Genomic DNA, 22,089 nt, shown 5'->3' with positions numbered 1-22,089 from the left:
GCGCACCGGGTCAGGCAGTCAGATTTCATAAAATAAAAACGTCATATCCCTGAACGGATTTTTTCTGTTAAGTTCAGGTTGTGGGCATAATTCTCCGGCGGGAAATTAAAATGAATGGAAAGATGCAAAGTTCGCATGTAAAAAACGAAACTACATACAATATTCCCCTGTTGATTAACGAAAATGTGATCTCAAGCGGAATTTCATTGATCTCGCTGTGGCACACCTATGCCGACGAACATTACCGGGTTATTTGGCCGCGCGATAAGAAAAAGCCACTGATAGCTAATTCTTGGGTTGCCGTCTATACCGTCCAGGGCTGTGGAAAAATCCTGCTAAAAGGCGGCGAACAGATTACTCTCAACGGGAACTGTATAATCTTTTTAAAACCGACCGATATACAGTCTTATCATTGCGAAGGATTAGTATGGGAACAATACTGGATGGAGTTCACACCAACCAGCGTAATGGATATTCCGCTAGGCCAACAAAATATTATTTATAATGGTGACATTTATAATCAGGAGCTGGCTGAAGTTTCACGATTAATTACTTCTTCAGACTCAATGAAAAATAATCTGGCCGTCGCTTTTCTTACAAAAATGATTTATCAATGGATTTGTCTTATTTACGCTGAAGGTAAAAAAGACCCGCAGCGGATGCAAATTGAAAAACTGATTGCCACTCTACATGCCAGCCTACAAAAACGCTGGAACGTAGCGGAGATGGCAGCAACTATTCCCTGTAGCGAAGCCTGGCTACGTCGTCTTTTTTTACGTTATACCGGCAAAACGCCGAAGGAATATTATCTGGATGCCCGGCTGGAACTGGCGCTGTCACTGCTAAAACAGGAGGGAAATACGGTCGGACAGGTGGCGGATATGCTTAACTTCTTTGACTCGTTTCATTTCAGCAAAGCGTTTAAACACAAGTTTGGCTATGCACCGTCGGCGGTATTGAAACATGCGGACCGGCACCCAAAGGATGCCGGTCAACAGGATTAGTGCAATTCCGGCCAGTACGCTTTGTTGGCCTCGATCAGATCATCAAGAATCGCTTTTGCCACAGATGCGCTCGGTACGGTTTTCGACAAGGTGATAGCCTGCCACAAACGCTGATAAGAACGGTGCTCCCAGGCATCAACCACCAACTTCTCAACCGCTACCTGCTGGCTCATCAGCCCTTTCTGGAACTGAGGTATATCACCCACCGTCAACGGTTCCGGGCCGTTATGCCCTACCAGGCATGGGATCTCGACCATCGCTTCATCGTCAAAGTTATGAATGGCCCCGTTGTTCGGCACAATCAGCAACATTCTTTCCTGAGTATTAAAGGCAATAGCCGCCGCCAGATCGACAATGTAAGAAGCATGTTCGTCAATCTCCAGCTCACCAGCGGCAGAATTGCCCGCCTCAATGATTGCGCGGCAGGAACCGAACACCTGTTTTTCACGGTGGTCCATCACCTCATTGGCGCGCGTGCGCTGCGGATCAGAGTGCTGAACCACGTAATCCGGGAATAGGTAGTATTTCAGGTATGTATTCGGCATGGTATCTGGGTCCAGCGCCTGTACATCTTTTGCCTTCGCAAAGGTATCGTTCCAGCTTGCTTCTGTGTGCGGGTCGTTTGACGGAGGAACATAACCATACTGCGCCACATATTCGCGCAGCTTCGGCATCAGATCGTTCCCCTGCAGATCTTCAATCGATGTCCACCAGCCGAAGTGGTTCAGTCCATAGTAACGCACACGCATCTGTTTGCGGTCTTTAAGGCCAACGATCTGCGCCATCCGCCCTTCAATACCGATAGGCATATCGCAAATATTGAGGATTTTCGCATTTGGACGCAGCCGACGCGTGGCTTCAGCAACAATTGCCGCCGGATTGGAATAGTTAAGCATCCAGGCATTTGGTGAATATTTTTCCATATAATCCACCAGTTCCAGCACGCCGCCAATAGAACGCATTCCGTAGGCAATCCCACCCGGCCCGCAAGTTTCCTGACCTAACACCCCGTGACGTAATGGGATTTTTTCATCTTGTTCGCGCATTGGGTATTTACCCACTCGGATATGCGCCATCACGAAATCGACATCGGTAAATGCTGCTTTAGGATCGGTGGTGTAACTAAACTCAATTTCCGGTGCCTGTTCTTTGAGGATGATTTTACACGCCTCAGCAATCACTTCCTGGCGCGCGCCATCGTTGTCATAAAATTTCAGCGCACGAAGCGGGAAACGGTCCTGATTTGCCAGCAACATCAGCACGATGCCCGGCGTAAAGGTACTACCGCCACCTGCGATAACCACTGAGAATTTTTTCATGATACTGCCTCCGTCATGGGGATCTGTTCGTTTGATAAAGAAGATTTCATTAGCGTTTCGAGCTGCTCGCGTACCTGAGGAACGTGCAAACCAACAATGACCTGAATACCGTTGCCGCGGCGCACAACACCGTGCGCACCCAACGCTTTGAAGACGTCATCGCTTTGCGTTTGTGCCATGTCGTGAAGCGCAATACGCAGGCGAGTAGCGCAGTTATTAATACTCTCGATATTGCTTGCGCCGCCTAACGCCTGTAGAAACCCCGCAGCCTGACCCAGTTTGGTCTCCGGCGATGCGGCGGTGGTTTGCCCACGAGCAGCTTTGTAATCAGCTTTGGTATAGAGTTTGATTTCGCTGTCTTCTCGCCCTGGCGTTTTCAGGTTGAAGCGCAGGATCAGGGTGCGGAAGATGGCGAAATAGAGCACGGTAAAGGCCAGACCAATCGCTATCTGGGTGAACATCATTCCGGCATGGTTGTGGAACATTGGGATCCAGTTTTGCGGTAAGAACTGATCAAGCAGACCGCCGCCCATGTTGCCTACCACGCCGCAGAGATACATTACCGTCGCCATGGAAGCCGCCAGCACGGCATGTACAGCAAACAATAAGGGAGAGATAAACAGGAAGGTAAACTCCAGCGGTTCGGTAATCCCAACCAGCACAGCCGTGAGCGTAGCGGGGATCAATAGTCCCGCCACCTTCACCCGGTTTTCCGGGGCGGCGGTGAAGTAGAGCGCCAGAGCAATGCCTAATGAACCAAAGATTTTCGAGTTGCCGTGCAGGGCAAACCCACCTTCAGGGAACAGCGTTTTCAACGACTCAGTACTTTGGCTGAATTCCTGCAAATGTTGCGCCCAATAGACCTGGATGCCGCCTTCCACCGCGGCAGGGCCGAAAATAAATGGCCCATAGACGAAGTGATGCAGCCCGGTCGGAATTAAAATACGCTCCAGGAAGGTATACACCCATACCCCCAGCGCACCTGCAGAACGCAGAAAAGCTTGCAGAGATTCAATCCCCATTTGCACCTTTGGCCAACCCAGAAGCGTCAGCCAGGCGCAGGGAATCATCACCAGGAAGGCAATGATCACCACAAACGATGTCCCCTGAAAAATACCGAGAAATACTGGCAAGGGTTTATCGAAATAACGGTTATGTAGAGCAGTAACAATACCGGAAATGACAATTGCACCGATGATGCTGGTATCAAGCGTTTTAATTCCAGCCATCATCGTTAAACCACTGCCAGCAGTCGGGTCTGCGCTAAAATCCACGCCGAAGAAATGTCCCCATGTCATACCCATGGCATTGATGAAGTAATTCCACGTCAGAAAACTGACCAATACCGCCAGACAAGCGCGGCCCTGAGCCTGTTTTGCCAGACCAATAGGCAGACCAACGGCGAAAATCAGCGGCATATTACGAAATACCGTCCAGCCACCTTCTTCGATGATATGAACGATTTGGGCGAACAAACTGTTGGGATCGGTAAGCGCTTCGCCCACAAAGAGCGGGTTGCGCAACATAATAGCGATACCCACGACGATACCAGCAAAGGGAAACAGCAGCACCGGGGTGAACATCGCGCCGCCAAAGCGTTGTATTTGACTGAGCATTTTCACATCCTCATAGAACAACCAGTAGGGGGAGAGGCCTTTTTTTTCGTCATTGCTGGCCTGATACGAGAATAGAAAGTTGCGATCCTCCGGACATGGTATGCCGCTACGATTCGTGATCGCTTTCATGGTTTTAATTTCGACAATGAGGTCTACTTTTCACGTAAAAGTTAGACATCAAAAGGTCTATGGTGCGGTGATTAAAAGAAAAAAGAGGTCTGGTAGTGATCTACAAATCAATTGCGGAACGACTACGAATTCGCCTGAATTCTTCTGATTACAACATCGGTAGCCCGCTACCTGGCGAAAAAAAACTTGCCGAAGAGTTTGCGGTGTCACGAATGACGATCCGTAAAGCAATTGATATGTTAATTGGCTGGGGATTGGTCGTACGCCGTCATGGAAGTGGAACTTATGTAGCACGCAAAGATGTCCATCATGAAACCACCAATCTAACCGGACTGGCGGAAGTGCTGAAGAGACAGGGAAAAGAAGTCACCAGTGAGGTACTGGTTTTTGAAGTGATGCCCGCACCACCGGCAATTGCCAGTCAGCTGCGTATCCAGATTAATGAACGTATCCACTTCTCACGCCGTGTTCGCTATGTGGATGGCAAACCGCTGATGCTTGAAGACAGCTACATGCCGGTAAAATTATTCCGTAATCTGTCACTGGCACATCTGGAAGGGTCAAAATTCGATTACATTGAGAAAGAGTGCGGGATAACAATCAGCGGCAACTATGAAAGTCTGACCCCCGTTCTTGCTGATAAGCAGCTCTCCGCACAGATGAACGTACCTGAACAGACGCCGTTATTACGCATTACCTCGTTGTCATACAGTGATAGCGGGGAATTTCTAAATTATTCAGTCATGTTCAGAAACGCCAGCGAATACCAGGTGGACTACCACTTACGGCGCGTCCACCCGGACCCGTCCTGACGTTAACCCATTCCCCAGAAGATCACCGCCAACAGTTGCGGGGTGATAATCCTCAGGAACATGACCAGCGGATAAACGGTGGCGTAGGAGAGCGCTGCCGCCCCGCTGGTGGCATGCAGGTTGTTAGCAAACGCCAGCGCAGGAGGATCGGTCATTGAGCCGGCCAACATGCCACACAGCGTCAGGTAGTTCATTTTGGTGAGAAGGCGCGCCAGCAGGCCAACGGTAATCAGCGGAATCGCGGTGATAAAAATACCGTAACCCACCCAGCTCAGGCCATCGCCTTGCGTCAGGGTATGAACAAAATCACCGCCTGACTTCAGACCAACCACCGCGAGAAACAGCACGATACCCAACTCTCGCAGCGCGAGGTTAGCGCTGGGAGGCATAAACCAGTACAGCTTACCGATGCTGCCAATACGTCCAAGAATCAAAGCCATAATCAGCGGCCCACCGGCCAGCCCCAGCTTTAACGCCACCGGAAAACCCGGAATGAACAGCGGGATTGACCCCAGCAGAACACCCAGTCCGATACCGATAAATACCGGCAGCATCTGCACCTGCTGCAGTTTTTGCTGCGCGTTACCGACAACATTGGCAACAGCATCAATCGACGAAGGCCGCCCTACCAGATTGAGAATGTCCCCGAATTGCAGGCTGGCATCGCTGCTGGCTACCAGCTCAACCCCCGCACGGTTCAGGCGGGAGATCACCACGTCGTAACGTTCTTTAAAGTGCAGATCCCGGATACGTTTACCCAGCACTTGTTCGTTGGTGACCACCACGCGCTCAACACGTAAATCAGTCCCGCGCGTCGACAACGATGTGTCCACCTCCTGACCAATCACCACCTGCGCGTTGTGCAGATCGGCTGGCTGCCCGACCAAGTGCAGCAGGTCCCCCATCTGGATAACCGTTCCCGGCGATGGCACCATCAATGTTTCTTCACGTTTCAGTCGCGAGCAGATGATTTTATCGCTGTTCAGGATCGGAACATCCTGAATGGCCATATTGTTGAGGTTCGGGTTTTCCACGCGGATATTCATCGTCTGAATTAGCGCGTGTCCGTTGGTCAGTGTGGACTCATGCTGCCTGGCTTCAGCATCGACGTTAACGCGAAAAATCATGCGCATCAGCCACATGGTGAGCAAAATACCGCAAATACCAAATGGATAAGCCATGGCATAGCTCATCCCCATTTGGTCTACCACATCGCCAGACGTACCCAAATCGCGCAGAATTTGCTGCCCGGCCCCCAACGCTGGGGTATTGGTGACCGCTCCGGAGAATATACCCAGCACCACGGGAAGAGGAATGGCAAAAAGCTTATGCAGAATAGCGGTGACCAGGCCCCCCATGATGACAATCAGCACGGCAAACAGATTCAGCCGCAGGCCCGAAACGCGCAATGACGCAAAAAAGCCCGGTCCGACCTGGATACCGATGGTGTAGACGAACAAGATCAGGCCAAATTCCTGAATAAAATGCAGCATATCGCCGCTAAGGGTCATCCCTGCCTGATCGACAAAATGCCCGACAATAATACCGCCGAACAGTACACCTCCGATGCCAAAACCCACACCACGTATTTTTACGTTGCCGATCCATAATCCGACAACCGCCACTAATGCCAGAACGCTGACCGTCAATGCTATATCACTCATTATCCTGTTCCCTGTGAATAACATCATTAAGTAAATGGATTCTCGCAGAGTACAGTCGCAATGTATGGGTGGTAAAGCACAAAAAAGCCCCGTCATTTCTGGCGGGGCAAAGGCATGGAGCTATTTAACTATTTAATGCGGGACGTTCGCTGATAGCGATACGTTGTGGAGCAATGGCTTCAGGTTCATTACGGGTCAAATCGATATGCAGCAAGCCGTTAGTGAAGCTTGCGCCGGAGACCTCCATATTTTCAGCCAGCGTAAAGCTCAGGCTGAACGGCTGAGTGACCAGCCCCTGGTGCAACCATTTAGTCTCTTTTTCTGGCTGCTGCGGCGTCCCTTTCACGGTCAGACGCGTGCCTTCCAGTTGAATATCCAAATCTTCCTGGCGGAAACCGGCTAACGCAAGCGTAATGCGATAATGGTTATCATCGCTCTTTTCGATGTTATAAGGAGGAAAGCTCTGGCTTTCACCGGTGTTTTGTAAGGCGTTGGCCAGTTTGTCAAAACCGATCCATTGACGCAGCAGTGGGGATAAATCGTAGTTACGCATAATAATCTCCTTCTAAGAAGCGAGTAGGTACATGTCGGCTCCCTGACGGCAAGCCGATGATTTAACAAGGCCGCCCGAAGCGGCCCACAGAATTAGTTGATTTCGATGCGGCGCGGCTTATTCGCTTCGGGAATTACGCGCTCGAGATCGATATACAGCAGACCATTCACCAGGTTTGCGCCGCGAACATGAATGTTCTCCGCTAACTGGAACTTACGTTCAAAGTTGCGCTCGGCAATGCCCTGATACAGGTAAGTACGTTCTTTTTGATCGTCCGCATGGGCGCCTTTCACCACCAGCAGATTGTCCTGGGCAGTGATTTCCAGTTCGCTTTCAGCAAAACCGGCAACGGCTATCGCAATGCGGTAATGGTTTTCGTCTACCAGCTCAACGTTGTACGGAGGGTAGCCGCCATTGCTCTGGCCCTGGTTGTTTTCCAGCAGGTTAAACAGGCGATCAAAACCAATAGCAGAACGGTACAGTGGGGATAAATCAAAGTTACGCATAATCAATAGCTCCTGAAATCAGCGAGGATAATGGACCTTCCATCATGGACAGGTCAGGTAGCCAGGACACCCATCAGGCATGCCCTTCATTTGCCTACATCCTAAAAGTGGGTCTTAAACCAAACTTTTCAAGCGTATTCATCTGACTTTTTTTGCAGTTTGTTGTCTATTGCATACACTGGGGGGAGCAGTTGTTATCGTTAAATCGCGATAGCCGCCACAGTGCGACGAAATGGTGATGTTATTTTCGCAATGGATCGCTTTAACTCACCATGCAAACACGATAAATACAGATGAATAAATGATGATAAAAAAAATGTTGGTAACACTGACAATGTGTAGCGGGATGGCGTTTGTGAGCGGCTGTTCCAGCATTATGTCGCATACCGGCGGCAAGGAAGGGACGTATCCTGGCACGCGCGCCAGTGCCACAATGATTAGCGAAAGTGATACAAACTGGGGAACCAAGTCGCTGGCGATTCTGGATATGCCGTTTACCGTTGTCCTGGATACGGTATTGCTTCCGTGGGACCTCTTTCGCAAAGATAGCTCGGTGAGATCCCGTGTAGAAAAGAGCGAGGAGAGGACGCAGGCCACAAACGCCGTTATCCCTCCGGCAAAAATGCCAGCGCCTTAAGTTAACGCCCGGTTTCTGTCACCCACAGTTGGCGGAAACCCTCGACGTCTTCCATCCACGCAACCTGTTGACCATCAGGAGAGAAGACGATCGCATCGCCCGACGGCGGGTTGCCGTGACGCTCCGTTAAAAAATCAATATCTCCCGTCTGAGCATCACAACAAGCGATTCTGTTCTGCAGTACAAATCCCAGCCATTTTCCCGACGGATGCCAGTTGAATGCCGACTGAATATCCGTTTCGCAGCGGGTAAGCTGACGTGGTTCTCCTCCCTGTGGGGAAATCAACCATAGCTGCACTATACCGCCGTCATCACGCATTAAAAACGCAATCTCAGACGCCTGTGGATTACTGCGCACCCAGTGGCGCGGCTGATTCACCAGCCCAGGGAAAGCACGGTTATGGGTAAACGTCAGACGACACTGAACAACGCCAGACGGAGGCGCAGGCATTGTCGCCTCAGAACCCTCCAGCGGTGCCTCGCCCGGCTTTTTCCAGCCGTTTTCATCCCGTGGCAAATCGACGATAAACAGCTCGGGAACCTTCTCGCCATTTGCCGACAAGGTATCACCGATAAATGCCAGCGCATGATCCCCCACCCAGCCTTCTTCATAAGCGCGGTTAATCTCATCACTACCTGGTTTTGGCGTTGGTGTCGTCTGGCTCACCAGCACGCACCAAGAGTTCCCGCTGTATTCACGGGGATGCTGCGCGGATACCTTCACCGGACCATACGGCGCAGCCACACCGACATTGCGTAAATCCAGCGCCGGTGAACGCTCATGCAGCACATGATCGTTATAGGTGAAACTGACAAACTCGCCGTTTGGGCTAAAAACATGCACATGACTACCACCGCGCAGCGCGCCCGGCGTGTAAGGCGCAGTAATATCCATCGCATCCAGATTCTCCACTTCTGCCTGCGTAGCAATCACTCCACGCCGATGATGGAAGTCGTAATGCCATGATTCATCTGGATTTTCAGGTCCATGAATAAATACATACTTTTCCGACTTTGGATGAACGGTCACTACGCCAACATGCGATCCCTGTGTCGCGCGATAAATCACCTCCAGCTCGCCGGTGTGAATATTGATGCGTTCAATCGTCTCTCCGGTAAACGATGCGCCGGAAGGACGTACATCAAAAACCAGCCACTGGCTGTCCGGTGTCCAGGTGTTGATATTGGTAAGCTGATGATTACGCGGCGTAAAGGTGATTTGCTTCATGGAATGCCCTGATACAAGACGATTTCAGCAATCATACTTCACAAGCACTTCACTTTCAGGCTTTAGCGTATCGTCATCTTCATTTTTGCGGACAGAAAGATGGAACATTTTGACGTAGCGATTATCGGATTAGGCCCGGCAGGCGCAGCGCTGGCGCGGCAGTTGAGCGGAAAAATGCGCGTGATCGCGTTGGATAAAAAACGTCAGTGCGGCAACGAAGGTTTCACTAAACCCTGTGGCGGCCTGCTGGCCCCGGATGCCCAGCGTTCGTTTATCCGCGATGGGATAACCTTACCCGTTGATGTCATCGCCAATCCACAGATATTTAGCGTTAAAACGGTTGATGTTGCAGCCTCTTTGACGCGTAACTACCAGCGAAGTTACATAAACATCAACCGCCATGCCTTTGATTTATGGTTTAAATCTCTCATTCCCGACGATGTACAGGTGTATCACGACAGCTTGTGTCGGAAAATCTGGCGCGAGGGCGATAAATGGCATGTTATCTTCCGCGCCGACGGTTGGGAGCAACAGATCACCGCACGTTATCTGGTCGGGGCCGACGGCGCGAATTCACTGGTGCGCCGTCATCTCTACCCCCAGCATCAAATTCGTAAATATGTCGCTATTCAACAATGGTTTGCAGAAAAACATCCTGTGCCGTTCTATTCCTGTATTTTTGATAACGACGCAACCGACTGTTATTCCTGGAGTATCAGCAAAGACGGCTATTTTATCTTTGGCGGCGCCTACCCGATGAAGGACGGCCAGTCACGCTTTGACGCGCTGAAAACGAAGATGGAAGCGTTCCAGTTTCAATTCGGCAACCCGGTGAAAAGCGAAAAATGTACGGTGCTATTCCCCTCACGCTGGAAAGACTTCGTCTGTGGTGAGGAAAACGCATTTTTGATTGGCGAAGCGGCCGGTTTTATCAGCGCCAGCTCGCTGGAGGGGATTAGCTATGCGCTGGACAGCGCGGAGATTCTCAAATCTGTACTACTGCGGGATGCGCCAGATATGAATCTCGCTTACCGCAAAGCTACCCGTAAAATACGTCTCAAACTGTATGGCAAAATCCTTAAAAGCCGGGCACTTACGTCAGCGTTTTCCCGTAAATGGATAATGCGCAGCGGCGTGGCACATATTCCTCAGGATGACAATTCAGCGCCACAAATCATGGCTGAAACAGGGCAAATACGGCGAAGCATTTGCCCATAACATCTTAATTCAGCGCAAACTTCTCAATGGCATACGCGACGCCATCTTCGAGGTTAGATTTGGTCACGAAGTTGGCGATTTCTTTGACTGATGGAATAGCGTTGTCCATGGCAACGCCCACACCTGCGTATTCAATCATCGCGATGTCGTTTTCCTGATCGCCAATAGCCATCACCTCTTCGGCTTTAATTCCTAACGCGTCGGCCAGCGATTTTACGCCAGTACCTTTATTGACGCGTTTATCGAGAATTTCGAGGAAATACGGCGCACTTTTCAGTACGGTGTACTTCTCTTTAACTTCTGCTGGGATGCGCGAGATGGCTTTATCGAGGATCTCCGGTTCGTCAATCATCATCACTTTCAGGAACTGGGTTGCGGGATCCATTTTCTCGGCTTCACAGAACACCAGCGGGATGGTCGCGACAAACGATTCATGCACCGTGTAGTAGCTGATATCGCGATTAGCGGTATACAGCGTGTTGCGATCGAGAGCGTGGAAATGCGAGCCGACTTCCCGGGAAAGTTGCTCCAGATAGCGATAATCGTCATAGCTTAGCGCAGTTTGCGCTACGGTACTGCCATCCCCGGCTTTCTGCACCAGCGCTCCATTGTAGGTAATGCAGTAGTCACCGGGCTGTTCCATATGTAGTTCTTTCAGATAGCTGTGGACGCCGGCATAGGGGCGCCCCGTGGTCAGCACCACATTTACGCCACGCGCTCGCGCTGCGGCAATCGCCGTTTTGACCGCAGGTGAAATGGTGTGATCGGGCAGCAGAAGTGTGCCATCCATGTCGATAGCAATAAGTTTGATAGCCATGAGTTCCCCGGATTAAATGAGTCCATCCTCATGCTAACGCGATTCCGCTCAAAAAACAGCTACGAAAAGGGGCTGAATAACGACAAAGCAATCCTCATTACCGTTTACGCACACGCGTTAACCGACAAAGTTAATCATTAACATTGTGTATGATTATTAAAATTAAATCGACAATAGATATTAAATCACAAACTCCGCCAACTTCCAGACAATAGACACGTTAACATTTTATTTTAAATAAAACGGTATCAGTAGATAAACCATCACAAACTTCAATATTAAAAATCTATTATTTAATGTTTTTTATTCACAATAATTATGCATATTCCATTGCTTTCACATAATAATTATTTTTCCTTTCAGGAGTCATGAATAACACGATGAAAAACAAGGAAAAAACAACATATCACATTCATTTTTTTATACACAAAATATTTTGTGTATTTCTTTGCTTCATGTAAGTGTGAATTTCCTCACGGAAATTAATATCATTTTTGAGTCTTATGCATACAAAACAGCGTTTCATTTTTATAGATTCACTGTTTCTTAAAATCATTAACTGTATACATGAGACCAACAATGAAAATTAAGAATTTGCGATGGTATATCATCGTCCTTGTGATGCTGGGCACCATTACCAACTATCTCGCAAGAAGCACCCTCGGGGTAGCTGCTCCTGAGATGATGAAAACATTAGGGCTGTCGAGCGAGCAGTATTCCTGGATTGTCTCTGTCTTCCCCTTCACTTATGCGATTGGCGGCATCGCATGCGGCTTTATTATCGATAAATTCGGTTTGCGATTAAGTTTTGCTCTACTGGCGGCCCTGTGGTCAATCTTTAATATGCTCACAGGCCTATGTAGCACCTGGTTGCCAATGGCATGGCTGCGCGGTGGTTTAGGGTTAACGGAGGCCGCCTTTAACCCGGCGGGTATGAAAGTTACCGCCGAGTGGTTTCCAGCAAAGGAAAGAGGATTAGCCTGTGGCGTTTATAGTCTGGGAACCTCCGTCGGTGCGATGCTGGCGCCGCCGTTAGTCGTGTGGGCGATCGTTAATTACAACTGGGAAATGTCATTTGTCGTTACTGGTGCAATAGGAATTGTATGGGCGGTAATCTGGTACATTTTCTATCGCTCACCAGAACAACATCCTGCACTGATCAAAGCGGAACATGATGCAGTCCTTGCCGACCAAATCGAAGTGGTAAAAGAAAAAGCGACGCTTCGTTCTATTATCACTAACCGCAATTTATGGGCTATCTCATTACCCCGCTTTATGGCCGATCCTGCATGGGGAACGCTGCATTACTGGATGCCGCTGTATCTTGTCACCGTTCGCCATATGGATATGGCACATATCGCAATGTTCGCCTGGCTCCCCTTTCTGACGGCTGATTTCGGCTGTATCTTTGCGGGTTATCTGTCTCGCATACTGGTTAATCGAGGTTTCTGTGTACTGAATGCAAAACGGATCACCTTCACGTTCGCCTCTATTTTGATGTTATCGATGGCAGCCGTTGGCTTTGTTACCGATGTTTATATTGCGATTGCCCTATTCTGTGTTGCGGGCTTCGCCCACCAGTGCCTGTCTATCACGGTCATCAGTATGTCTTCCGATCTGTTTCCTAAACAGGAAGTAGGGACTGCAACAGGCTTTGCCGCATTTACCGGTAGTATGGGTAATTTCTTATTTGGTTTGTTCCTCGGCGCCATGGTTACTGTTATCGGTTATAACGCCTTTTTCGTAGGATTGGGCGTTTTCGATTTAATCGGCGCACTTTTCCTGTGGACCCTAATAAAAACACCTAAAAAAACCACACAAGCCATCACGGCATAAATTATCGGCAAGGAAAACTTTTTATGAAAAAAACAGCTTTATTGCTGGCGGCTTGCTGCTGCCCTATCGTCGGCCACGCCATGACATTTGATATGCGTGGCGGCTATAAAGAGGCCAGCCATAGTTACGAGTCTCGCTTTAAAATGAGCCAAAGTTTTAAATCCGGTTACTGGCTGAGTATGGAAACCGATAATAAGCAAGGTAACGATAACCTCGATCAATCCACGATCAGTTACAATGAAATTGAAGGGAACTATAAATATAAACTAAGCCCAATGGTGGCAATACAGCCGGGGATAGTTTATCACTGGAGCACCGATGGCGCACAAGTTCGCCCTTACGTCAAAATAATCTGGAATATGACTGATACGGTCTACTCTGGAGTTCGTTTTCGTTATGACTGGAATCAGTATGACTCAAAAGATCTTTCGGGTACTCAGGATAAAGGAAGCGTTGAACGACTGGATTTATATCTCGGCTGGCAGAATGAATACTTTAGTATTCAGGATAACCCCGTGTTCTATCGCTATGTGAATGATTTCCATTATAACAATGGCAAGAAAAGTGCCTATGAAAATGATCTGGTCATTAAATATAAACTCAACAAAACATTTCAACCTTATGTTGAGTGGGATTATATGGAGCAACAAGGAAAATATAATAGTGAGTCAGGATTAACAGAAAACCGCTTCCGCATCGGATTAACCATCAACTTCGAATAAACAGGCTAAAAAAGATGAAATGTAAAATACATTTTCTGGCATTAATTGTCAGCGGGGTTTTCTGTTCACAAAATACTATCCTGGCCGCTCAACATGACCCTTGCCTGACTTATGATTGTGAACAAATGTTGAGCATCAAGCAAAGCATTAGTCAACACGATGTCCAATACACACCAGCCTGGCAAGCACTGTTGCAACAGGCTGACATGGCGCTCACTCATTCCGTGTATTCGGTCATGGACAAAACCTTAACGCCGGTTTCTGGAAATAAACATGACTACTACAGCTTTGGTCCCTACTGGTGGCCAAATCCTGATAGTAAAAATGGCATGCCCTATATCCGTAAAGATGGACAAATAAACCCGGATTCTAAAACGAACGGTACCGACAGTAAGCGCATGGTGCAATTCTCCGATGATGTTCGGGCGCTGGCGCTGGCGTGGTTTTACAGTGGCGAGGATAAATATGCGAAAAAAGCGCAGCAATTGTTACAGGCCTGGTTTCTCGACAGTAAAACCCGAATGAACCCTAACTTAAACTATGCACAGGCGATCCCCGGAAAAGTCGACGGACGTGGAATTGGGATTATCGATACCCGCGTTTTGATCGATGTGGCTGACAGCATTGTTTTGCTGGAAAACTCGGGTCATATCCCCTCGCAGGCGCTGAAAGGGTATAAAAAATGGTATGCAGACTATACACAATGGTTGTTAACGAGTCACAACGGCTTTGAAGAGTCGAACTGGTATAACAATCACGGCGCATGGTATGACGCGCAGGTTACAGCATTTTCTCTGTTTACCGATCAACAGCAGCAAGCATCACGGCAGGTGGAAATTTTCAAATTGCGCCACCTGATTTCTCAGGTAAACGCTGCCGGGGAAATCACATCTGAAACCGAGCGCACACGCTCGTTCCATTACACTAATTTTGCACTATCCGCTTATGCACACATGGGACGCTATGGCGAGAAAGCGCAAAATGATGTCTGGGGTTTCGAATTGGATAACCGCACGATGAAAAAAGCCTTTTTGCTAATAAGCGAACAAACCGGCAAGCCGCAGACAGCCTGGGGGCATGAAGATATCCGCTATACGCCTTCTGAAGCAACAGGACCATTACTCGCGGCTGCAAGAGCGTATCAGGATATGAGCTTCATTAAAAATGCAGCCATTATGACAAAGGAAAACCCTAAGGATATCAATATCCTGATCCCAGGATCGGTGCTGGTGAAATAACGAGGACGATATGAAGCAGTTTACACAAAAGCAAGTACTGCAGGCCCGTGAACTCGCCAGGCCAGAGATGATAAACGCGCTGAGAGCAAGCAACAGCGATGTTATCAATAATCCGGTTCTGGTTCCTGAAACGGGATGCGCGACCTGGAACCACTACTTTTTTTGCCCGGAGCACAGCGTACGTTTAATGTGGGATCGCCATTCGCCAGAAGTGCATCGCTGCCCCGTGGATGGTACAACATTTTCCGGTGAGCCTTATGATGGCGCATGGTGGCGCTGGCTTAATGGCTTAAATGCAAAAGCGTGTTATGAACTGGCGGTACTGTGGTTGCTGACCGATGAGGCCCGTTATCTCAGCAAAGTGCGGGATATTCTGATGCTTTACGCCAGATATTATCCGGATTATCAGGAGCACGGCGGAATTCCCTACAATGGCCCCGGAAAAGCAAATGCACAGACATTATGCGAGGCCAACTGCCATTCCGATTTTGCCAGAGGCTTCGACATTATCCGCAATAAACTCACCGCAGAGGAAGACCTGTATATCGCTGAACGTCTCTTACGTGCGGGAGCAGATTTCCTTATGCAACATCGCTGTAATCAGATCCACAACCATGAAGTCAAAATCAGCGCTGCAATCGGCATTATTGGGGCTGTGCTAGATGATAAAACGTATCTCGAATTTGCGGTTAACAGCCAGTACGGGCTTCGATACCAGTTAGAACATGCCTTAATGCCTGACGGTTTGTGGTTTGAAGGTTCTCTGCATTACCATTTTTACGCGCTGCAGGGATTTTTCGCCTATGAAAAAGTCGCCCGTGGTTCGGACTACAGTTTGCTGGAAACCGCCTGGTATCCAAAAATGTTGAGCGTACCACTGACGCAGTTAATGCCAGATATGACGCTGCCGAAAATTAACGACTGTGTGAACGGCCAGGAAAAACTGACGCATAGCGATATTTATGAGTTTGCCTGGTGGTATTACGACACACCAGAATATGGACAGCTATTAAAACAGATTTACAGCCAGCACCCTCGAAACAGTATTGATGCAGTATTTTACGGGAAAACGCTCCCTTCACAGGCTCTTTTACCACCACAGGAGACGCTGCATACAGCAGAAAGCGGTCTGACGATTATCCGGAATAAACCTGGGCGTGCTATTTGTGTCAAACACACACCTTATGGCGGCGAGCACGATCACTATGATCGACTGGGGTTAACCGTGTTTAATAATGGCCGGGCAATTTTTCCGGACCTTGGTACCACAGGCTACGGCGCACCGCTGCATTACGGTTACTTTAAGAACTCTTTTTCACATAACACACTCTGTATTAATGGGAAAAACCAGGCACCGGCAAATCCCAGCGTGGTGCTATACCGTGAAGAAAATGGCACGGTACAACTGGTTACCGAAGTCGAGTGGCAAAGTATGCCAATGCTCCCTGACAGTAAAACCCGCGTCGAATGGGATGCAGAGGCCTACAAAGACGTGGTTTTTCGTCGAAACATCACCACAAGTAGCGACTTATTAATTGATATTATTACAGTTGATAACCCGCACAATCAGGAGATTAATACCAGTTACCTGATTAATGCTGAACCGCTCTGCACCAGGCACACCGTCACGCTCTTCCCGCACATTATGGCTGTTGATGCCGTTAATCTGGATACCCCCGTAAAATTGCGCTGGCAGTCGCCGGATAAGTTCACGGTTTATTGCTTATCGGCAGGTAATAGCGTGCTCTTCCACGGCAAAGGGCCAAACAATCCCTCAATATCAGAGCTGACGTATCTCACGATGCGTTCAACAGAAAAGCGGGTCATTCATATCACTGTCACCGACTTTTCAGGAGATGATGATATCCAAATAAATATTGAAAATGAGAACCTTATCGTTACGGTGAATAATATAGTCGCTCACTGCATTCCTTTTGGCCGGCAGATTATCTAATCACCTTCAGACAGACCATAAAAAAACGCCTGAACAAATTCAGGCGTTTTCGTCAGGATCGTAATGTTCAAAACGACTTAGATATCGATATTCGCCGCTTTCAGGGCATTCTCTTCGATAAACGCGCGACGCGGTTCAACGGCATCGCCCATCAGCGTGGTGAATAGCTGGTCAGCGGCAATCGCATCTTTCACGGTAACGCGCAGCATGCGACGGCTTTCCGGATCCATGGTAGTTTCCCACAGCTGTTCCGGATTCATCTCGCCCAGACCTTTATAACGCTGGATAGCGAGGCCGCGACGTGATTCTTTCTGCAACCATTCCAACGCCTGCTCGAAGCTGGCAACCGGCTGACGGCGCTCGCCACGTTCGATAAACGCATCGTCTTCGATAAGACCGCGCAGCTTCTCGCCGAGCGTACAAATACGACGATATTCGCCACCGGTCACAAATTCATGCTCCAGCGGATAATCGGTATCAACGCCGTGGGTACGCACGCGGATCACCGGCTCGAACAGGTTCAGTTCAGCGTCTTTACGCACAAAGCTGTTCCAGGTGCTGCCGTGAACTTCGTTTTCATTCAGCACGTTAACCAGCTGGGACACCCAGGTAGTGACTTTCGCTTCATCAGCGAGATCGGCTTCAGCCAGCGTCGGTTGATAAACCAGTTCTTTCAACAGCGCTTTCGGGAAACGACGTTCCATACGGCCAATCATTTTCTGGGTCGCGTTGTATTCAGAAACCAGTTTTTCCAGTGCATCACCCGCCAGCGCCGGAGCGTGGGCATTGGTGTGCAGCGTGGCACCATCAAGGGCGATAGAGATCTGGTACTGATCCATCGCTTCATCGTCTTTGATGTACTGTTCCTGCTTGCCTTTCTTCACTTTGTACAGCGGTGGCTGTGCAATGTAAACGTGGCCGCGCTCAACGATTTCCGGCATCTGACGATAGAAAAAGGTCAACAGCAGCGTACGGATGTGCGAACCATCGACGTCCGCATCGGTCATGATGATGATGCTGTGATAACGCAGTTTGTCCGGGTTGTACTCGTCGCGACCGATGCCGCAACCCAGCGCGGTGATCAGCGTCGCCACTTCCTGAGAAGAGAGCATCTTGTCGAAGCGCGCCTTCTCAACGTTAAGAATTTTACCCTTAAGCGGCAGAATCGCCTGGTTCTTACGGTTACGCCCCTGCTTCGCAGAGCCGCCCGCTGAGTCCCCTTCCACCAGGTACAGTTCAGAGTGAGCCGGGTCGCGTTCCTGACAGTCCGCCAGCTTGCCCGGCAGACCCGCTAAGTCCAGCGCACCTTTACGGCGGGTCATTTCACGCGCGCGACGAGCAGCTTCACGAGCACGCGCAGCATCAATGATTTTGCCGACGACGATTTTCGCGTCAGACGGGTTTTCCAGCAGGTATTCGCTCAGCAGTTCGTTCATCTGCTGTTCTACCGCCGATTTCACCTCAGAAGAGACCAGCTTGTCTTTGGTCTGAGAGGAGAATTTCGGATCCGGCACCTTCACGGAAACAACGGCAATCAGGCCTTCACGGGCATCGTCACCGGTGGCACTGACTTTGGCTTTTTTGCTGTAGCCTTCTTTGTCCATGTAGGCGTTCAGGGTACGGGTCATCGCCGCACGGAAACCTGCAAGGTGAGTACCGCCGTCACGCTGCGGAATGTTGTTGGTGAAGCAGTAGATGTTTTCCTGGAAACCATCGTTCCACTGCAGCGCAACTTCAACGCCGATACCGTCTTTTTCAGTGGAGAAGTAGAAGATATTCGGATGGATCGGCGTTTTGTTTTTGTTGAGGTATTCAACAAACGCCTTGATGCCGCCTTCGTAGTGGAAATGGTCTTCTTTGCCGTCGCGCTTGTCGCGCAGACGAATAGACACGCCGGAGTTCAGGAATGACAGCTCGCGCAGACGCTTAGCCAGAATGTCGTATTCGAACTCAACGACGTTGGTAAAGGTTTCGTGGCTTGGCCAGAAACGTACCTGAGTCCCCGTCACTTCGGTTTCGCCAGTGACCGCCAGCGGCGCCTGCGGCACACCGTGCATGTAAGTTTGCTGATGCACTTTGCCTTCACGACGAATCACCAGCTCCAGTTTCTGCGACAGGGCGTTAACGACGGAAACACCTACGCCGTGCAGACCACCGGAAACTTTATAGGAGTTATCATCAAATTTACCGCCTGCGTGCAGAACGGTCATGATAACCTCCGCCGCCGAAACGCCCTCTTCCGGGTGAATACCGGTTGGGATACCACGGCCATCATCGGTAACGGACACGGAGTTATCAGCGTGAATCGTTACCACGATATCTTTACAGTGACCCGCGAGCGCTTCGTCGATAGCGTTATCTACCACCTCGAATACCATGTGGTGCAGACCGGTGCCGTCATCCGTGTCGCCGATATACATACCCGGGCGCTTACGCACCGCATCCAGTCCTTTCAGGACTTTGATACTGGAGGAGTCATAAGAATTCGACATCAACGTTTCTCGCTCATTTTATCTTGGGTTAATCCGTTATTTTACCCTTTTCCACGGTAAACATCTTCGAATTTTCATCGGACATGTCTATAACGTGTTCAGCGCTGATTGCGCTGACAAAGACTTGAGATTGCGTAGCTTTTAAGCGGCTGGCCAGCAGCCCACGACGCGCATCATCCAGTTCAGAGGCAAAATCATCTATCAGGTACAGGCAGCGCCGTCCGCTTTCGCGGGTCAGGAACTCCCCTTGCGCCAGACGTAAGGCGCACATCAGCAGCTTGAGCTGCCCACGCGACAACGTGTCTTCCACCGGCGCGCCGTCGGCACGAATGCGAAAATCCGCCTTATGCGGACCGTGCGCGGTGTAGGTCAACATGCGATCGCGTTCAAAACTGCGTTCCAGCACTTCGGCGTAATCTGTCTCTTTCTCCCAGCCGCGCTGGAATGAGAAGGAGAGAGAGAACTCGGGAAGAAACTGCTGGCAGGTATCCGCCATATCTTGCGCGATACCGGCGCTGTACTCCGCGCGCCAGGCGCTGATTTGTTCCGCCAACGGGATCAGTTCTTTATCCCACGGGCGCAGTTGTTCATAACGACTTACCTGGCGCAGTGCCGCATTGCGCTGCTTGAGCAGCCGCTTCAGATTGCTCCAGGCAGTGAAAAAGCCGGCTTCATTGTGAAAGCATCCCCAGTCAAGGAATGCTCTTCTGTATTTGGGGCCGCCATTGAGTAAAGTAAACCCTTCAGGCGTTATCAGTTGCATCGGCATCAGGTGCGCCAGCTCGGCGACCTTGTGCCCGTCAGTGCCGTCAATGCGCACTTTGCTGTCGCCCAGTTTGTCTTTCGTCAGACCAATCGACGTCTCACGCTCATCACCCTGCAAACGCCCGTGTAAAACAAACGATTCTTGTTCGTGGCGAATCACGCGGCCAATTTGCAAACTACGAAACGCCCGGCCGTGGCCGAGCGTATAGATAGCTTCCAGCACGCTGGTTTTGCCGCTGCCGTTAGCGCCTACCAGGAAGTTAAAGCCGGGAGATAAAGCGAGATCCGCATTTTCAATATTGCGGAAATCTTTAATCAGGAGTCGGGATAGCGACATATCAACTCATAACCAGGGCGTTATCGTCGCAGTTAGTCTGGTTACGGCCAGCGCACAGCAACCGGAGCGTACTGAAGTACGTGAGGATTGCGAGCACTGCCCGGAGCCAGAATAACAAGTAAGATAGCCCAATATTCTTTACAAGCGCATAGGCATGACGACATAGGCTGCAGATTGTGACGCTGCATCTTCAATCTGTACGCTCGATACGGAATCGGTCAGCAGAATACGCACATTCTCGCACTTCAGCGCGTTCAGAACGTCCAGCACGTAGCTAACGTTAAACCCGATTTCCAGTTCAGTACCCGGATAGGAGACATCCAGAATTTCTTCGGCTTCTTCCTGCTCCGGGTTATTAGCGGTGATTTTCAGCTGGTTTTCGCTGACATACAGACGCACGCCGCGGAATTTCTCGTTAGAGAGGATCGCCGCACGAGCAAACGCCTGCTTGAGGATATCGCAACCGGCTTCCAGATGTTTGTCCGGATTCTTCGGCAGTACGCGGCGATAATCCGGGAAACGACCGTCAACCAGCTTGGAGGTAAAAATGAAATCCCCCACGTGCGCACGAATATTGTTGCTGCCAATCTGGACGCGCAGCGGGTTGTCACCGCCGTCAAGCATACGCATCAGTTCAATCACACCTTTACGCGGTACGATCACCGAATGGCTGGGCAATGGCTGACCGACAGGCATTGAACAGACTGCCAGGCGGTGACCGTCGGTCGCCACGGTACGCAGCTCTTCCCCTTCGGTTTCAAACAACATACCGTTTAAGTAATACCGCACGTCCTGATGCGCCATTGAGAACTGCGTGGCTTCAATCAGACGCTTCATCGTCGCCTGTGGCAGCGTGAATTCGACTTCGCTCTGCCAGTCGTCCAGATTAGGGAAGTCGGCGGCAGGCAGCGTGGACAGCGAGAAACGGCTGCGGCCAGAACGCACCAGCATACGATCGCCTTCCAGTTGAACGGCAATTTCCGCGCCTTCCGGCAACCCGCGGCAAATATCGAAGAATTTACGCGCCGGAACGGTGGTTGCACCAGGCTCATGAGGCTGGATCAGCGCCACGCGCGCCACCATCTCCATTTCGAGATCGGTACCGGTCAGAGAAAGCGCGCCGTCAGCAACCTGCAGCAGCAAGTTTCCGAGGATCGGCAGTGTAGGACGTCCACCCAGCGGGCCGCTGACCTGCTGAAGCGGTTTTAATAAATGTTCACGTTCAACGGTAAATTTCATAGC

18 protein-coding genes and 1 other annotated feature are annotated in these 22,089 nt (G+C 50.0%); of the genes, 8 read left to right on the top strand and 10 right to left on the bottom strand.

Going from position 1 to position 22,089, the window contains the following annotated elements; all coding sequences use genetic code 11:
* Positions 1-110: 110 nt before the first annotated feature.
* The gene (locus tag ACU8YC_RS20220; protein WP_187259912.1) at positions 111-1,004 is read left to right on the top strand and encodes an AraC family transcriptional regulator; all 894 of its coding nucleotides are present in this window, start codon (positions 111-113) and stop codon (positions 1,002-1,004) included.
* Here the strand turns inward: ACU8YC_RS20220 and ACU8YC_RS20215 are convergent.
* Together ACU8YC_RS20215 and ACU8YC_RS20210 are read right to left on the bottom strand one after the other, a co-directional pair.
* Complete coding sequence (locus ACU8YC_RS20215; RefSeq protein ID WP_286539176.1) at positions 1,001-2,323, bottom strand: 6-phospho-alpha-glucosidase; 1,323 nt, start codon at positions 2,321-2,323, stop codon at positions 1,001-1,003. The genes ACU8YC_RS20220 and ACU8YC_RS20215 overlap by 4 nt on opposite strands.
* A complete protein-coding gene (locus tag ACU8YC_RS20210; RefSeq protein WP_151217123.1) occupies positions 2,320-3,939 on the bottom strand; it encodes an alpha-glucoside-specific PTS transporter subunit IIBC in 1,620 nt (539 codons plus the stop codon). Before ACU8YC_RS20210 ends, ACU8YC_RS20215 begins: the two co-directional genes overlap by 4 nt.
* 224 nt (positions 3,940-4,163) lie before the next feature.
* On the opposite strand from ACU8YC_RS20210, the gene ACU8YC_RS20205 reads away from it, so the two are divergent.
* Positions 4,164-4,880: a GntR family transcriptional regulator gene (locus tag ACU8YC_RS20205; RefSeq protein ID WP_049000657.1), complete on the top strand. Its 717-nt coding sequence runs from the start codon at positions 4,164-4,166 to the stop codon at positions 4,878-4,880.
* A 2-nt stretch (positions 4,881-4,882) separates the two neighbouring features.
* On the opposite strand, the gene ACU8YC_RS20200 is transcribed toward ACU8YC_RS20205, so the two are convergent.
* The 3 genes from ACU8YC_RS20200 to ibpA all read right to left on the bottom strand — a co-directional run bounded on the left by ACU8YC_RS20200 (position 4,883) and on the right by ibpA (position 7,603).
* On the bottom strand, positions 4,883-6,544 hold the full coding sequence (locus ACU8YC_RS20200) for a putative transporter (protein WP_151217125.1): 1,662 nt from the start codon (positions 6,542-6,544) through the stop codon (positions 4,883-4,885).
* A 124-nt stretch (positions 6,545-6,668) separates the two neighbouring features.
* On the bottom strand, positions 6,669-7,097 hold the full coding sequence (gene ibpB / locus ACU8YC_RS20195) for a small heat shock chaperone IbpB (protein WP_151217127.1): 429 nt from the start codon (positions 7,095-7,097) through the stop codon (positions 6,669-6,671).
* Between the two features lie 92 nt (positions 7,098-7,189).
* Positions 7,190-7,603 carry a small heat shock chaperone IbpA gene (ibpA, locus tag ACU8YC_RS20190; RefSeq protein WP_003023882.1) on the bottom strand — a complete coding sequence of 138 codons (414 nt, stop codon included), beginning with the start codon at positions 7,601-7,603 and terminating at the stop codon, positions 7,190-7,192.
* Positions 7,597-7,669, bottom strand: a sequence feature (ROSE (Repression Of Heat Shock gene Expression) occurs in the 5'-region of heat shock genes and acts as an RNA thermometer to modulate expression.). Its footprint overlaps the gene before it by 7 nt.
* A gap of 235 nt (positions 7,670-7,904) precedes the next feature.
* Between ibpA and ACU8YC_RS20185 the strand changes: the two genes are divergently transcribed.
* Positions 7,905-8,240 carry a YceK/YidQ family lipoprotein gene (locus ACU8YC_RS20185; RefSeq protein WP_370607881.1) on the top strand — a complete coding sequence of 112 codons (336 nt, stop codon included), beginning with the start codon at positions 7,905-7,907 and terminating at the stop codon, positions 8,238-8,240.
* Between the two features lies 1 nt (position 8,241).
* Here ACU8YC_RS20185 and ACU8YC_RS20180 read toward each other — a convergent pair whose 3' ends face one another.
* On the bottom strand, positions 8,242-9,468 hold the full coding sequence (locus ACU8YC_RS20180) for a DUF3748 domain-containing protein (protein WP_252838599.1): 1,227 nt from the start codon (positions 9,466-9,468) through the stop codon (positions 8,242-8,244).
* Positions 9,469-9,567: 99 nt separating this feature from the next.
* Between ACU8YC_RS20180 and cbrA the strand changes: the two genes are divergently transcribed.
* Positions 9,568-10,686: a colicin M resistance lipid reductase CbrA gene (gene cbrA, locus ACU8YC_RS20175; RefSeq protein ID WP_446895677.1), complete on the top strand. Its 1,119-nt coding sequence runs from the start codon at positions 9,568-9,570 to the stop codon at positions 10,684-10,686.
* Between the two features lie 4 nt (positions 10,687-10,690).
* Here cbrA and yidA read toward each other — a convergent pair whose 3' ends face one another.
* Complete coding sequence (yidA, locus tag ACU8YC_RS20170) at positions 10,691-11,503, bottom strand: sugar-phosphatase (RefSeq protein ID WP_003023871.1); 813 nt, start codon at positions 11,501-11,503, stop codon at positions 10,691-10,693.
* A 579-nt stretch (positions 11,504-12,082) separates the two neighbouring features.
* Here yidA and ACU8YC_RS20165 point away from each other — a divergent pair.
* Genes ACU8YC_RS20165 through ACU8YC_RS20150 form a run of 4 tightly spaced genes read left to right on the top strand, consistent with a single transcriptional unit; the run spans position 12,083 to position 17,253 of the window.
* Positions 12,083-13,339 (top strand): MFS transporter, encoded by a 1,257-nt coding sequence (locus tag ACU8YC_RS20165; protein ID WP_187253925.1) that lies wholly within the window; start codon positions 12,083-12,085, stop codon positions 13,337-13,339.
* Between the two features lie 23 nt (positions 13,340-13,362).
* The gene (locus ACU8YC_RS20160; protein WP_210904062.1) at positions 13,363-14,061 is read left to right on the top strand and encodes an oligogalacturonate-specific porin KdgM family protein; all 699 of its coding nucleotides are present in this window, start codon (positions 13,363-13,365) and stop codon (positions 14,059-14,061) included.
* A gap of 14 nt (positions 14,062-14,075) precedes the next feature.
* Positions 14,076-15,299, top strand: a complete 1,224-nt coding sequence (locus ACU8YC_RS20155; protein WP_210904061.1) for an alginate lyase family protein — start codon at positions 14,076-14,078, stop codon at positions 15,297-15,299.
* Between the two features lie 10 nt (positions 15,300-15,309).
* The gene (locus ACU8YC_RS20150; protein ID WP_414438286.1) at positions 15,310-17,253 is read left to right on the top strand and encodes a heparinase II/III domain-containing protein; all 1,944 of its coding nucleotides are present in this window, start codon (positions 15,310-15,312) and stop codon (positions 17,251-17,253) included.
* A gap of 77 nt (positions 17,254-17,330) precedes the next feature.
* Here ACU8YC_RS20150 and gyrB read toward each other — a convergent pair whose 3' ends face one another.
* The 3 genes from gyrB to dnaN form a co-directional block, all read right to left on the bottom strand.
* Positions 17,331-19,745, bottom strand: coding sequence for a DNA topoisomerase (ATP-hydrolyzing) subunit B (gyrB, locus tag ACU8YC_RS20145; RefSeq protein WP_187253929.1), 2,415 nt, complete (start codon positions 19,743-19,745; stop codon positions 17,331-17,333).
* Between the two features lie 28 nt (positions 19,746-19,773).
* Positions 19,774-20,847, bottom strand: coding sequence for a DNA replication/repair protein RecF (recF, locus tag ACU8YC_RS20140; protein ID WP_151224039.1), 1,074 nt, complete (start codon positions 20,845-20,847; stop codon positions 19,774-19,776).
* 138 nt (positions 20,848-20,985) lie between these two features.
* Positions 20,986-22,086, bottom strand: a complete 1,101-nt coding sequence (dnaN, locus tag ACU8YC_RS20135) for a DNA polymerase III subunit beta (protein WP_005121477.1) — start codon at positions 22,084-22,086, stop codon at positions 20,986-20,988.
* Between the last annotated feature and the right edge of the window lie 3 nt (positions 22,087-22,089).

The organism is Citrobacter sp. VF227, from assembly GCF_052950715.1.
Note: the sequence above shows the minus strand (reverse complement) of the source record. Positions and strands in the feature narration are given on the sequence as shown.